General features: G+C 38.8%; 9 protein-coding genes and 4 tRNA genes. 6 read left to right on the top strand and 7 right to left on the bottom strand.

Annotated features, from left to right (window positions below):
- Positions 1 to 11 precede the first annotated feature (11 nt).
- The 5 genes from MNY28_RS04185 to MNY28_RS04205 form a co-directional block, all read right to left on the bottom strand.
- Positions 12 to 87 (bottom strand) — tRNA-Glu (locus MNY28_RS04185).
- A 32-nt stretch (positions 88 to 119) separates the two neighbouring features.
- Positions 120 to 196: transfer RNA gene (locus MNY28_RS04190), tRNA-Asp, on the bottom strand.
- A gap of 253 nt (positions 197 to 449) precedes the next feature.
- Positions 450 to 525 (bottom strand) — tRNA-Val (locus MNY28_RS04195).
- Between the two features lie 15 nt (positions 526 to 540).
- Positions 541 to 616: transfer RNA gene (locus MNY28_RS04200), tRNA-Lys, on the bottom strand.
- A 74-nt stretch (positions 617 to 690) separates the two neighbouring features.
- Positions 691 to 1,779: a CinA family protein gene (locus MNY28_RS04205; protein ID WP_151899936.1), complete on the bottom strand. Its 1,089-nt coding sequence runs from the start codon at positions 1,777 to 1,779 to the stop codon at positions 691 to 693.
- A 114-nt stretch (positions 1,780 to 1,893) separates the two neighbouring features.
- On the opposite strand from MNY28_RS04205, the gene ileS reads away from it, so the two are divergent.
- From ileS to MNY28_RS04235, 6 genes are all read left to right on the top strand, one after another.
- A complete protein-coding gene (ileS, locus tag MNY28_RS04210) occupies positions 1,894 to 4,662 on the top strand; it encodes an isoleucine--tRNA ligase (RefSeq protein WP_346388996.1) in 2,769 nt (922 codons plus the stop codon).
- Between the two features lie 108 nt (positions 4,663 to 4,770).
- Complete coding sequence (gatA, locus tag MNY28_RS04215) at positions 4,771 to 6,111, top strand: Asp-tRNA(Asn)/Glu-tRNA(Gln) amidotransferase subunit GatA (RefSeq protein ID WP_346388997.1); 1,341 nt, start codon at positions 4,771 to 4,773, stop codon at positions 6,109 to 6,111.
- A gap of 51 nt (positions 6,112 to 6,162) precedes the next feature.
- The gene (locus tag MNY28_RS04220) at positions 6,163 to 6,570 is read left to right on the top strand and encodes a hypothetical protein (RefSeq protein ID WP_193150172.1); all 408 of its coding nucleotides are present in this window, start codon (positions 6,163 to 6,165) and stop codon (positions 6,568 to 6,570) included.
- An 84-nt stretch (positions 6,571 to 6,654) separates the two neighbouring features.
- On the top strand, positions 6,655 to 7,005 hold the full coding sequence (locus tag MNY28_RS04225) for a hypothetical protein (protein ID WP_230973306.1): 351 nt from the start codon (positions 6,655 to 6,657) through the stop codon (positions 7,003 to 7,005).
- 65 nt (positions 7,006 to 7,070) lie between these two features.
- Positions 7,071 to 8,516, top strand: a complete 1,446-nt coding sequence (gene guaB / locus MNY28_RS04230; RefSeq protein WP_346388998.1) for an IMP dehydrogenase — start codon at positions 7,071 to 7,073, stop codon at positions 8,514 to 8,516.
- A gap of 80 nt (positions 8,517 to 8,596) precedes the next feature.
- The gene (locus MNY28_RS04235) at positions 8,597 to 11,083 is read left to right on the top strand and encodes an EAL domain-containing protein (protein ID WP_346388999.1); all 2,487 of its coding nucleotides are present in this window, start codon (positions 8,597 to 8,599) and stop codon (positions 11,081 to 11,083) included.
- Here the strand turns inward: MNY28_RS04235 and MNY28_RS04240 are convergent.
- Positions 11,076 to 12,419, bottom strand: coding sequence for a PepSY domain-containing protein (locus tag MNY28_RS04240; protein WP_346389000.1), 1,344 nt, complete (start codon positions 12,417 to 12,419; stop codon positions 11,076 to 11,078). The genes MNY28_RS04235 and MNY28_RS04240 overlap by 8 nt on opposite strands.
- Positions 12,413 to 14,464: a TonB-dependent receptor gene (locus tag MNY28_RS04245; protein WP_346389001.1), complete on the bottom strand. Its 2,052-nt coding sequence runs from the start codon at positions 14,462 to 14,464 to the stop codon at positions 12,413 to 12,415. The genes MNY28_RS04240 and MNY28_RS04245 overlap by 7 nt, the downstream gene beginning before the upstream one ends.
- Between the last annotated feature and the right edge of the window lie 26 nt (positions 14,465 to 14,490).

The following is a 14,490-nucleotide window of genomic DNA, read 5'->3' on the forward strand; positions in this document are numbered from 1 at the left end:
ACCAATTAAAATGGCGACCCCTAAAGGATTTGAACCTCTGTTACTACCATGAAGTGATAGTGTCCTTGGCCACTAGACGAAAGGGTCACTTTCTTCAATAACAAGGTTATTAAAACATATGGCGCGGTGGATGGGGCTCGAACCCACGACCCCCTGCGTGACAGGCAGGTATTCTAACCAACTGAACTACCACCGCAACCTAAAATTATGCTTTTTGCTTTACTCGGCGTTAGAACCTTTCGCTCAATCGTCACATAGTATAACTATGCTCCTCTTTCACTCTAGAACCTGCCTTGATTAAAACAAAAATCAAGAATTTTATAAAAAATTATCACATTTTCTTTTTTAAAGAAAGAAAAAACTTGTTTTTTGCATTAGTTGTGCTTAAGTTTTTAGTGAAGCGTACTTAAGTACGTGAACTAAAAATTTGAGTGCAAATAATCAAAAAATGGTGGGCACTACTGGACTCGAACCAGTGACATCTACCTTGTAAGGGTAGCGCTCTACCAACTGAGCTAAGCGCCCATTTAATAAAATAAATGGTGTCCTGTGATGGATTCGAACCATCGGCCACATCATTAAAAGTGACGTGCTCTACCAGCTGAGCTAACAAGACATTTGCCTCTTATTGTTAAGAGGTCGAAATTATAGACAAATAGATTTTAATTGTCAAGATATTTTCTCCTAAATTTAGAAAAAAGTCTCTTTATCAAGCAAAAGCAACATTTTTACTGCCATAAGGGCACTCTGTTCCTGCACATAATTCCTGTCACCGTGAAAATGCAGATGCTTTTCAGTGTGTTGCGTTTTACTTCGTACACCTATATACACCGTACCGACCGGTTTAAATTGTGTACCTCCTGTGTCTCCGGCGATTCCGCTTACTGCCAAAGCATAATCTGCTCCACTGACATTGAGTGCACCTTCACTCATTTCTCTGACAACTTCGGCACTGACTGCACCGTTTTCTTCAAGTATGGCATGATCAACTGCCAACCAGTTTTCTTTGAGTGTATTGGAATAAGTTACCAAGCCTCCCTCTAAAATTTTTGATGCGCCGTTGTGTTTTGTAAAAAAGTAACTGAGCAGTCCTCCTGTGCAACTCTCGGCAAATGTTATTTTTTTTCCTGAATGTGAAAGTTTTTCTATGATATACTCAATAATATTTGATGATGCAATAAGCTTTTTAGGCAACAGGTTTTTTGCTGCATGAATAAATTTGGTAATATCCCCGTACTTGTTACTCGTCACATCTACTCTGTGCCACCCTTGCACCTCCTGTGTTACATCAATATTGACTTCATATGTTTGTGCGATTGGAGTCAAAATTGTCACTATAGTGGATTTGTCTTCTTCAAATATATGTATGGTTGCCCTTATCTCTTCATTTTTCAAAAGCAATTCGGGCATTTTTTGTCCTTCATCCATCTGTACTACATTTATCAAAGAGCTTTGAAATTCCAAAAGATAGGAACGTTCTGCAAACAATGAGGCTTTCTGCGGTATGAGCATCCCCTCTTTTAAAATCTGATTATCACTGGTTGCAGTGCATATCACTTTTCCGACAGTTGAAAAGTTTTGTTTACATGTAACGATAATAACCCGGTTGGATGCATGGAGTTCTTCTTCAAGATAAAGAAAAAAGGAGTTGTCACTGTCCTTAAAATAAGTTATATTATCTATAAAACCACTGTTTTTTTCAATATCCCGCAAAATATATTCCTGTAACGATTTGTTATAAACAAATTTATTTCCAATGATTATCAGATGTGTTTTCATACTCTGTACAGCCTTGTTTGAAGAATTTTATTTGGCTTATTATAACACTTTTATTAGGTTTTAAACACTTAAAAGGTATACTGCAAAAATTTATAATAATATTTTGAGGTTTCAATGGACTACAAAGACACACTACTTTTACCAACAACTACGTTTGCCATGCGAGGCAACTTAATAAACAATGAACCGAAGCGTTATGCTGCATGGGACAAAAAGAAAGTTTATCATAAGATGAAGGCAAAACGTGCCGGTGCAAAACACTTCACCCTTCATGACGGTCCTCCCTATGCAAACGGGCATATTCACATAGGTCATGCACTCAATAAAATTCTCAAAGATATTATCATCAAAAACAACTATTTCAACGGTAAATCTGTCCGTTTTACTCCGGGCTGGGACTGTCACGGACTGCCAATTGAGCAGCAGGTTGAAAAAAAGCTTGGCGGAAAACAGAAAAAAGAGCAGCTTGAAACTGCCGAGATAAGAAAACTTTGCCGCGAACATGCTGCGAAGTTTGTAAACATTCAAAAAGAAGAGTTTAAAACACTTGGAATTATTGCTGACTGGGAAAAACCGTATGTGACAATGGACTACAGATTTGAAGCAAATATTTTCAGAACACTCTGCAGTGTTGCAAAAAAAGGTCTTTTGATTGAGCGCAGCAAACCTGTCTTTTGGTCATGGGCTGAACGAACTGCACTGGCAGAAGCCGAAGTTGAATATGAGGACAAAGAAGACTACTCGATTTTTGTAGCATTTGAACTCAGCAATGAAGCCAAAGAAAAACTCGGACTGGACAAAGAAACAAAAGCAGCACCGGTTATCTGGACGACTACACCATGGACAATTCCTGCAAATACGGGGATTTCGCTAAACCCTGAAGAAGAGTATGTTCTTACAACTGAGGGTTATATTGTTGCAAAAAAACTATTGAATGCTTTGGTTGAAGACGGCATTCTCAAAGGCGGTGTCGCCAAAACTTTTGATGCGACTCTGTTTGAAAACCTCAACGCCATCAACCCGCTCAATGGCAGAAATTCCCGTATTGTTTTAGGGGAGCATGTTTTAGTTGACAATGGTACAGGTTGTGTGCATACCGCTCCGGGTCACGGTGAAGATGACTACCGTGTCGGACTGAAATATGACCTTGAAGTTGTTATGCCTGTGGATGAAACAGGATGTTATGATGCAACTGTTGTGCGTGATGCTTTGATTCCGAATGCGCAGGATTTTGTAGGGCGTCACATCTTTAAATCAAATGAAGACATCATTGAGATGATGGGTGAGAACGTATTACATGTAAGCAAATTTATGCACTCGTATCCGCATTGCTGGAGAAGTCATACACCGCTTATCTATCGTGCTACAAAACAATGGTTTATCTCTGTTGATGAAAAACCGCAAGACGAGGAGAAGACACTCAGAAACATTGCCCTTGATGAGATTGAAAAAACACTTTTCATACCGCAAACCGGAAAAAACCGTTTGACTTCTATGGTTGCGAATCGTCCTGACTGGTGTATTTCCCGCCAGCGCGACTGGGGTGTTCCTATTGCATTTTTCAGAGTAAAAGAGACCGGTGAAGTTTTACTTGATGAAAAGGTGCTCAACTTTGTAGCCATGATATTTGAAATGCAGGGAAGTGATGCCTGGTACTCTATGGATATCGCACAGCTTCTCTACCCGGGAAGCGGTTACAAGCCCGAAGAGCTTGAAAAAGTAACAGATATTTTGGATGTATGGTTTGATTCAGGTTCTACCTGGAATTCGGTACTGAAATCCCGTAATTATGATGCGGGAGACTATCCTGCTGACTTGTATGTCGAGGGGTCTGACCAACATCGCGGCTGGTTCCAGTCATCACTCTTTTTATCTTCTGCGGTTGAGCACAAAGCACCCTACAAAGGTGTATTGACGCATGGTTTCACAGTAGATGAAAAAGGTGAAAAGATGTCCAAGTCAAAAGGCAATGTCATCGCACCCGAGAAAGTTTTAAAAGAATACGGCAGTGAAATTTTACGCCTATGGGTTGCTTCATCGGACTATCAGGGTGATTTGAAAATTTCTCAGGGGATTTTAAAGCAGACTTCTGAAAACTATCGTAAACTGAGAAACACCTTTAGAATTATGCTTGCCAATATCAATGACCTCGAGAACCTGACACCATACGAAGATATGGGTGATTTGGATAAATGGATTTTAAATGTTGCACAAAACACGCTTGATGAAGTACATAAACATTTTAGTGAATATAACTTTGTCAACGGTATGAGCACACTCAACAACTTTATTGTTAACGAACTCAGCGGCATGTATATCGATATGACAAAAGACAATCTTTACTGTAATGCTAAAGATTCTACGAGAAGACGTGCAAGCCAAAGTGCAATGGCAATCATTACAAAAACACTGCTTTTGATTATGGCTCCTGTTATAACCTACACAGCAGATGAGATAGTAGACAATGCCCCTGCCATCATCAAAGGTGATGCCGAAGATATTTTTGACATGACCTATGAAAAAATTGAAGCCGGTGACATACCTTTTGATGCTGAGTATATGGTAAAAGCCCGTGAAGGTTTCGGCGCAGAAGTTGATAAACTCAAAAAAGAAAAAATCATCAAAAACACCCTTGAACTTGTCATTTACACAGAATCAAAAACTGTCCTTGAGATGAACAGTACCGATGCAGAAGACTGGTTTGTTGTTTCCGGAATTTTTGAAGACAAACCCGAAGAAGAGATTATAGCCAGCTTTAAAGTTGATGAAGACACCTTCAGCATCGCAAAAGCCACACTGCACAAATGTCCAAGATGCTGGAAATACCAGGCTGAAGCAGAGGAGTGCCTTTGTAAAAGATGCCAAAGCGTAGTCAATGATTAATTACAGTGAGCCCGTTAGTACAACATTTATCGGAACAACCATACTTGCTGTATTTGTTATGATTGGCATAGGTATTTTAGCTGTTAAAAAATTTAAAAAGGAAAGTTAGTGATTACATTAAAAGAAGCGCTTGCAATGAGCAAAGATGAACTTAATAAATTTAAAGATGAATTACAAACAAAAATAGAAGCAAACAAAGATTTAAATGCGTATATAGATGTAAATACTTTTGGTGAGGGCGTGCCTGTTGCCATTAAAGACAATATTCAGGTCAAAGAGTGGTCTGTTACTTCTGCTTCAAAAATTTTGCAAGGCTACATTGCGCCTTACAATGCCACTGTCATAGAAAAACTTTTAGCTGCCGGGCTCTCTCCTTTTGGTCGTACAAACATGGATGAATTTGCCATGGGTTCGACAACTGAGACAAGCTGCTACGGCAAAACACTTAACCCTGTCAATCCTGAACATGTTCCCGGTGGAAGTTCGGGAGGAAGTGCCGCTGCAGTTGGAGCGGGTTTGGCTATAGCTGCACTTGGCAGTGATACAGGCGGAAGTATCCGCCAACCCGCAGCGTATTGCGGTATCGTAGGCATGAAACCGACTTACGGAAGAGTCAGCCGTTACGGTTTGGGGGCTTATGCTTCAAGTCTGGATCAAATCGGACCGATGACACAAAATGTAGAAGATGCTGCTATTTTTTATGACATTATCAGTGGGAGTGATGTCAAAGATTCAACAAATGCCATGAGAGATGACAAAGTCAGTGACAATCTCAATCCTGAAAGAAAACTCACTATTGCCATTTTGCCAAAGTATATAGAAAATGCGAGTGATGATGTGAAAGAGGCTTACCGCAAAGCAGTTGAAGCACTCAAAGCACAGGGACACACCATCGTTGAAAAAGAGATGATGGATGCAAAATATGACATTTCTGCATACTATGTGACGGCTACAGCAGAGGCAACAACCAATCTTGGGCGATATGACGGTATACGTTACGGCAACCGTGTTGAAGGTGCAAATTTAGAAGAGACCTACTACAAAACAAGAAGCGAAGGTTTTGGGGATGAAGTCAAACGCCGTATCCTGCTTGGCAATTTTGTGCTCTCAAGCGGCTACTATGAAGCCTACTATGTAAAAGCACAAAAAACACGCCATTTGATAAAAGAGGAGTATGCAAAAATCTTTAACGATGTTGACTTGATTCTCTCTCCGGTTGCTCCGAATGTTGCTCCAAAATTCGGAGAACTTGCAAATCCGATGGAGATGTATCTGAGTGATATCTATACAATCAGTGTCAACCTTGCAGGTCTGCCTGCCCTTTCATTGCCAATAATGAAAAATGCAGCAGGGATGCCTGTCGGACTGCAGCTTATAGCAAACGCCTATGAAGAGCAGACACTCTTTGACGGTGCTATGAGCCTTGAAAAAGAGATTGCCTATAAATAATGTAATGACAATGAGATAATTTTTTGCTACTATTTTAAAAAAGGAAGTAAAATGGCATATTTTGACAATGTAAAAGTAAAAGACAAACTCTACGGCTTGGTTTTTGGCCGGGGAAAGGTTTCTCAGGTTTTTGAAGATTCTCATTACAAAATGATGGTAAAATTTAAAAACGGGCATGAGGTTCCTTATACAGAAGACGGTATACCAGGCTGGGGAAATTTCAAAAAACAGACGATCTTTTACAAAGACGATATAGATTTGACAGATGTTGATTTTGCCCCTGTCACAAAAGTATTGAGTCCTAAAAAAATCATTAAACTCCGGGAAAAGAAAAAGCTCGAAGTCAGACTGCCCTCGGGAATATGGACAAACTGTACAAAATGTGTAGCAAGTTATGTTGAAGATATGCTCGAATCTGAGAACTATCATCTCTTTAGAAAAACACCTAAAAAAGGATAAGTCATCACATATACAATCATTCATACCATACATATTTTTGCTGTTTTTATTTACGGAGGATTTCTCTTTACCGATAATCTTTTTATGGCAAAGATGAAACAGTCATTAACGGAAGAAGAACATAAAAAGGCACGTGAAGCCATTATGATACATGTACGAAAAGTTGTACCCAAGGCTCTTATTGTTGCTGTACTTTCGGGAATGTATCTTTTTTCACAGGTTTTTGGAAAAATTTCCCCTGATGGATTAAGCAGTTTTCAGATAGCTCTTTCAATCAAAGCCTTTTTAGGTCTTTGGCTTGGTTTTCGCGGTGTCAATCAGGTATTTTTCGGTATACAGCCATGGGTATTCAAGAGCCATATTTTCCCTTTTGTTCTTGTCGTTATTATCATTTTACTTTCCCAGTTTATGTTTTTAGATTTTACCTCTTTTTAACCACAAAAGAGGTATAATGCAAAAATTTCTAATAATTAATTTTATACTCTGCAAAAGGATACCCCATGAGAATTCGTAAACGCGCCCTGACATTTGAAGATGTACTTTTAGTACCACAGTATTCGGAAGTACTTCCTAAAGAGGTCTCACTTGAGACAAAACTCACTCGTAATATCACTCTTAAAATTCCTATGGTTTCAGCTGCTATGGATACAGTTACAGAATACCGTGCGGCTATTGCAATGGCAAGACTCGGAGGTATCGGAATTATTCATAAAAACATGGATGTCGAAACACAGTGCAAACAGGTCAAAAAAGTAAAAAAATCTGAAAGCGGCATTATCATTGATCCGATTTATGTCCACCCGGATGCTACTTTAGCGGATGCAGAAGCCTTGATGAAAGAGTTTAAAATCTCCGGTGTTCCTGTTGTAGACGGACATAACAAACTTCTTGGTATTTTAACAAACCGTGATATGCGATTTGAAAAAGATATGCGAAAACGTGCAGACGAAGTAATGACAAAAATGCCGCTCATTACTGCAAAAAAAGGAATCTCTCTGGATGAAGCCGCTGATATAATGCACCAACATAAAATAGAAAAACTCCCTATCATAGATGATGAAGGCTTTTTAAAAGGGCTCGTAACCATCAAAGATATCAAAAAACGCATAGAGTATCCAAACTCGAACAAAGATGCCTTCGGTCGTCTGATAGTTGGCGCGGCTATCGGTGTCGGTCAGATGGACAGAGCCAAAGCCCTTGTGGATGCCGGTGCGGATGTTCTTGTTCTGGATTCTGCACATGGTCATTCCAAAGGTATTTTAGATACTGTCAAAGCGATTAAAGAGTCTTTGGAAGTTGATGTAATTGCCGGGAACATTGCAACCAAAGAGGCAGTTCTTGCACTAATAGAAGCAGGCGCCGATGCTGTAAAAGTGGGAATTGGCCCCGGTTCAATCTGTACAACACGTATCGTAGCAGGTGTCGGTGTACCACAAATTTCCGCCATAGATGAGTGTGCGGAAGTTGCCCGTCCCCACGGTGTGCCTGTTATCGCAGACGGAGGTATCAAATACTCCGGCGATATTGCAAAAGCACTTGCTGTCGGTGCAAGCTGTATTATGGCAGGTTCTCTTTTAGCGGGTACGGAAGAGTCTCCGGGTGAGACGATAATGTTTCAGGGACGTCAGTACAAATCATACCGCGGTATGGGCTCTATCGGGGCTATGCAAAAAGGAAGCAATGACAGATATTTCCAGGAAGGTACAGCCGCTGACAAACTTGTTCCCGAGGGAATTGAGGGACGTGTTCCCTTTCGTGGTTCAATCGCCGGAATTGTGCATCAGATGATGGGTGGATTACGCTCTGCTATGGGCTACTGCGGCAGTGAAAGCATTGAAGCTTTCTGGGACAAGGCAGAATTTGTTGAAATCACATCAGCAGGACTCAAAGAATCTCATGTTCATGATGTCATCATCACGCAAGAGGCACCGAACTATCACGTATAGTTAAATTTTTAAATACATACTTTAATGTTCAATCAATGTATTATAATATATAATAGATTATAACACTGAGGAATTAAAGTATGAACCTTCTGCAAGATGTAAGAGAGTACACAGATTTAAGAATTTTATATGTCGAGAACAGACTCTCGGTAAGAAACAAAATTCATTCTCTCCTTCAAAACCTTTCTTTACATGTAACGGTAAGTGATAATGTCAAAGAGGCGCTTTCTCTTTATAAAACATACTATTCCAAACACAGTAAATATTATGATATAGTTGTCCTTAGCCTGGATTTCACAAACTCCCAGGGCATAGAACTGGCAAAAGAGATTAAAAAACAGCATGAAAATCAGGTTATTGCCCTTATAACACAAAAAGGAAGCTCTCATTTTTTTCCGGAGGCTATCGGTTTAGGAATAGACAAATATATCAGTGAACCTCTTAAAAATACAGATGATACACTGCTTGCCCTACTGGAACTTGCAAAAAAATCTCTCCTTGTACAGGAGTTGGAAAATAAAGCATTTTTGTTACTGCAAAAAGAGAAAATGATTGATGAAAATATCTTTTTGACAGTTTCGGATATTCATGGAAATATAACAAATATTTCGCAGGCCTATTTGGATTTTACAGGCTACACAAAAGAAGAAATACTTGGCAAAAATCACAGTATTTTTAAAAACCATGATATCCACAGAGAAACCATAAAAAATTTGTGGGAGACTGTCTCTGCCAATAATACCTGGGAAGGTGATTTAAAAAATACAAAAAGTACAGGTGAAGAATATTGGGTACATGCAGTTATTACACCTTTGCATGACAAAAGCAAAAACATCATCGGTTATACCTCTTTGTTAAAAGACATCACCTATCAAAAAAGACTGGAATATTTTTCTACTCTTGACCCGATTACCTCTTTATATAACAAACAATACTTTCATAACTACCTCAAAACAGAATACAAGCGTGCCATTTGGAAAGAGGAATTGTTTGCCCTCTTACTGATTAAAATCGATGATGAACCCATTGAAGATGAGACAATCCTGCAGGTATCTCATTTTTTACAAGAACTCAAAAACCCGCAAAATTCTGAATTATTTCGGATATCACACAATGAATTTGCTCTGACTGTGCACAACAAAGAAGATGAATATATAAATGATACAGCAAAGAATATTCTTGAATTGAATACTCTAAAATCCTTACATCTTTCAGTAGGTGGCATTAATCTTGATACGTCAAAATTTTATCTTAACTGTGATGATTTATACAGCATAGCCGATGAAAACCTGCATAAAGCGCAAAAAAACACTGTGATGCTTGATGTCAACGAATATGCCATTAAAAATCTCAAAAGCCTGGATAGATTTACAAAACTTCCAAATCATACCGCACTGCATGAAGATCTTTCTCTGCTTAAAAAAGAGGCGATGCTGATAATTTTACATGTAAACCAGCTGAATGTATTAAAAGACCTTTACGGCAATGCTGTTGTCCAGGATATCATTAGACAAAAAACCAGAGAACTGCATAATATAGTCCATGATGAAGAAGTGACCTTATATAATCTTAATTTGCAGGAATTCGCATTTTTAATCACAAATAAAAATCTTTTTGAGAAGTATTTACTTTTAATGCAGCACTCTTTACTGCTTCCGACTGAAGCAGAGGAAAATGAAAGCAATGAATCTATAGTGGCTGACTTTACAGCAGGTATTGCCTACGGTATAGATACTGTTTTGGCACATGCAAACATTGCACTGCAAGAAGCACTTATTTCACAAAAAAAATACAAAATCTATAAAAACAGACAGTCCCTCAAAGATGAAAAAGCACAGAAAATTCAGAGACTTAAAGTCTATAAAACAGCACTTTACAACGGTGACATCATTCCGTATTTTCAACCTATTATAGAGGCAAAAAGCGGAAAAACTGTCAAATATGAAGCATTGGCAAGAATACAGACAAGCAGCGGTGAAATTATCTCGCCTTATTACTTTTTGGATGCGGCAAAAGAAGATAAAACATTTGAATTTTTTACACGACAGATGATGCAAAAAGTATTTAATGTCTATGCAAAAAACAATATTCAAATTTCTATCAATCTCAGTTATGAGAACCTCAACTCTGCCTCTATGCTTGATTATATAAAAAACCGTTTGGAAAAATACGGAGGGGAAAGAATTACATTTGAAATACTCGAATCAGAAGATATTGACGATTATGCTGTTGTCGAAGCCTTTATTTTATTTGTAAAAAAATACGGATGCCAAGTGGCTATTGACGATTTTGGTTCGGGCTATTCCAACTTTACAAATATTTTGAGACTGCATCTTGACTATATAAAACTCGATGGCTCACTGATAACACAGCTCAATAAAGATGAAAATATTAACAATATGGTACGGGGGATTATACAGTATGCCAAACAGGCTGATATTCGTACCGTTGCCGAATTTGTCAGCACAGAAGAACTGGCGCTGCTTGTCAAAGAGTTTGGCGTCGATTTTTTACAGGGTTATTACTATGGAGAACCGCAGGCTCCAAAGTACTATGGGCTCACTTAAAGAAAAGATACTTGAAATGCTTTCTTTTGTGTCTCCATCGTAGAAACCCGCTTACCAGCAGCAACAGCAAAGACAAAGCAGCTGCATCATTTACCCATATCCACCAGGAAGCGAAAAAACTGCCATCATGCAGTGTTAAAAGTACAGAGTAGAGTGTTGCCTCATGAAACTGTGGTAACTTTACACTCTTTTGCACAGGGCTGAAATATTCTACTCTGTTCTCTTTTTCTATAATGTCACGGAACATATGCGGTGCATTTTTTAAAATTTCAAAATGCTTTGCATCCAAAATACGGTTGGGGGCTCCCATTCCGCTGACATAGAGGCGTTTTCCTCTTCGTATCATTCTGTACGCAAAACCTCTGTTTTCCAATTGCCATTTGTTTAAATCCCTACTTTTGTAGATACCGTAACGATTCCCTATTCTATACACTTTCCCGTCGTAGTCAACAGACCAGATGTCAGCTTTTAGAGTATTGTATATTGGTGGTAAAACTTTATGTGGAATTGTCACAGATTTCATAAATTTTCCAAGTGCTGACGCATGATCTAAAAAAAGTCCGGTTGTCAATAAAATAAAAAGAGGGAATATAGAAAAAATGACAAAAATATTTGCATGTGTTTTTATCATTTTTCTTGCAAACTGTGCCTTTTGTTTAGAGCGTATCAAATACCAAATGATATACCCGCTTATACTGAGCCATAATAAAACCAGTGCCCCGTAATCATTGAGAAAAAGAGAAAGGTCTCCGTCAAAAAGTCCTCTTGCATAGTGTAAATCCCGTATAAATCTTGAAAGTTTTATATCTTCTTGCAGTGCTTCTTTTGGCAGAAATATTTCTGTGCTTGTTGTAACTTTTCTACTCTTTATATCTACTACATACACTCTCTCTTTCTCTTCAACCGCTACCAGTTTATTTTCATATAAGGCCAAGGAGCTTATATATCTGTTTTTAAGGACCAACGGTGTCAGTTTTTTAAAATCATAGCAGTATACGCCCTGCGATGTTGCTATGTACAGTGTGTGTTTCTGCTCCCTTATCGCATTACACTGCAGGGAACTGATTTTTTCAAAATGCTTTCCTGCATCCGTGCTTTTAAACAAACCCCGTTTACCGCCCGCTATGACAGTATCGGAGTTTTTTTTATCAATATAATACGCTTCAAAAAGCCTTTTGTCCGCCTCTATACTCTTTTGCGGCACACTCTTGAAAGTTATCGTATATAAAAAACTCCATTTGTCATGATCCAGTAAAAATCCCGTAAAAGCCAAAAGAGCCAATACTGCGGCAAAACTCAATCCGACAATTTTATGAAGTTTATAGATTTTTACCATTTATACTCTAAGCCCGCATAAAACTGTCTTGGATCACCGGGCGTATAGTCTTCTCTTCCGTAGGCATACCGAGCATTGACAGCATATCTTTTATCTGTAATATTGGTAATTTTGGCAAAAACTCTTACCCTCTTTGAGTAGTTATAATTCATTTTAACATTGCCGATACTGTATCCGTCATATTTCTCAACCGTATGTGCATCATCCATCCAATAGGAACCGACATATTGCCATTCGCCCTGCAGGGTAACTCCTTTGAGAGCGTCCGGCATATAAAAAAGACGTACATTTGCTATATTGTTCGGTGCTCCTGCCATTTCATTATCGCCAAGAACAGGATCATTGTCATAATTGTGTTTTGTATAGGTATATGCAACTGCCGTCTCCAGTTCCCGAGATATCTCCTCTTTGAGTGTCACTTCTACCCCTCTGTGTATAGAACTGCCACCATTGCGGTAACCGCCGGTATTTCTATCTCGTATGATGGTATCCTCTATAGTCATATAATAGACTGCCAATTCAAAAGATGTCTTTTTGGAAAAAGATTTTTTTAATCCTATCTCGTAGGTATTTGATGTTTCGGGATCAAGGTTTATCTGTTCGTATCCTGCCTTTACAGAATACAGACGTGTTGCCTGTGGAATTCTAAAACCGTTTGCATACCGTGCATAAAGATTTAAATCCTTCGCAGGAAAATAACTCAAAGCCAGTTTTGGACTTAGATAATTATAGCTGTCATCTCTGTCTGCAGGTCTGTAATATGTTCCCGAGGCGTCATAACTGTTATCTGCGAGTTTATTATCATAACTGTAACTGTTATAGTCATATCGCAAGCCGGCACTCACAATCAGGGCACTCCACAGTTTGTATTCTGTGTGGATGTAAGGGGCTATGGCAAAATAATTTACCGTATAGTCATACAATGCCCCTGTAAGATAGGTAGCACCGCCCCATCCTGTCGTTGTAATATCAAAATTCTGATTATATTTCAGAGAAGACTGTGTATATTCTGTATCAAAGCCAAAAACTATTTTTCCCCATTCTTTTTCATAAGTATTTCTCTGTTGCAGGCCAAAGGTATAAATTTCATTATCATTGCTTGGAAGATTTGTTTCCCAGGTTGCAACATATCTGTTTCTGTTGTAACGCAGATACGGGATCAGAGAAATTTCCAAATCATTATACCTGTAATTATTCAGTTGGACACTGACCCTCGCATAGTCAAACTTTCTCTCTACATCTGTTTTTTGCAAGGCTGTATAATAATTCGGATCATCACTTGCAGCCGTTGAGCCGTTTGTTATATTTGCATAGTTATTAAAACTGTCAGCCTGTTGCGCCACAGTTTTAGAAAAATTTGCAATAATTTTTATATCATTATCATCGTTCACTCTTTTGTCATAACGAAAATTGGATTCAACTCTGTCAGTTTTTGTATGCTCCCGCCAACCGTCACTGTGCATATAAGATATATTTGCACGATATCCGCTCTCTTTGTCTATAGCATCACTCACCTCCGCACTTCCAAGGCCGTATCCATAGCTTCCGCCCATACCTTTGAGTAAAACAACCTTCTCTTTTGAAGGTTTTTTCAAGGATTGTACATCAATGGTGGCAGCAACGGCATCGGATCCATACAAAGCAGTTCCTGCTCCCTTTATCACTTCAACAGACGAAGCACTCTGAAATGTAGTATAGGCAAGCCCGTTATGATTGAAAAAACCGCTTGACTGCACAGGAATTCCGTCCTGCATAAAGAGATAATAGGGACCGGTATTCACAGGCATACGAATGGAGGTCATATGTCCTATAACAGAACCGGTTTGTTCAATACGCACACCGGAAAGGGAGTTGAGCAGGTCTTTTTGAAATATAACCTGATCAAGCTCTATCTCCTTTTCCCCTTTCGTGCTTATACTCAGAGGCTGTTCTAAAATACTTTCTTTTACACCTGTTGCTATCACACTGACAGGACTGATTTCTACCACACTCTCTGCTAATGCCAACGATGCACACAAAGATAAAAACAAAATTTTTCTATTCATTACATTTCTCCCGCAAAATATGTAAA

The sequence above is a fragment of the Sulfurimonas sp. NWX367 genome (genome assembly GCF_039667065.1).
GTDB classification, from domain to species: domain Bacteria; phylum Campylobacterota; class Campylobacteria; order Campylobacterales; family Sulfurimonadaceae; genus Sulfurimonas; species Sulfurimonas hydrogeniphila.

Coding starts and splice junctions, on each gene's coding strand:
- MNY28_RS04240 (WP_346389000.1), bottom strand. CDS start 12,419: ATGGTAAAAATCTATAAACTTCATAAAATTGTCGGATTGAGTTTTGCC.
- guaB (WP_346388998.1), top strand. CDS start 7,071: ATGAGAATTCGTAAACGCGCCCTGACATTTGAAGATGTACTTTTAGTA.
- MNY28_RS04235 (WP_346388999.1), top strand. CDS start 8,597: ATGAACCTTCTGCAAGATGTAAGAGAGTACACAGATTTAAGAATTTTA.
- MNY28_RS04205 (WP_151899936.1), bottom strand. CDS start 1,779: ATGAAAACACATCTGATAATCATTGGAAATAAATTTGTTTATAACAAA.
- MNY28_RS04245 (WP_346389001.1), bottom strand. CDS start 14,464: ATGAATAGAAAAATTTTGTTTTTATCTTTGTGTGCATCGTTGGCATTA.
- ileS (WP_346388996.1), top strand. CDS start 1,894: ATGGACTACAAAGACACACTACTTTTACCAACAACTACGTTTGCCATG.
- MNY28_RS04225 (WP_230973306.1), top strand. CDS start 6,655: ATGGCAAAGATGAAACAGTCATTAACGGAAGAAGAACATAAAAAGGCA.
- MNY28_RS04220 (WP_193150172.1), top strand. CDS start 6,163: ATGGCATATTTTGACAATGTAAAAGTAAAAGACAAACTCTACGGCTTG.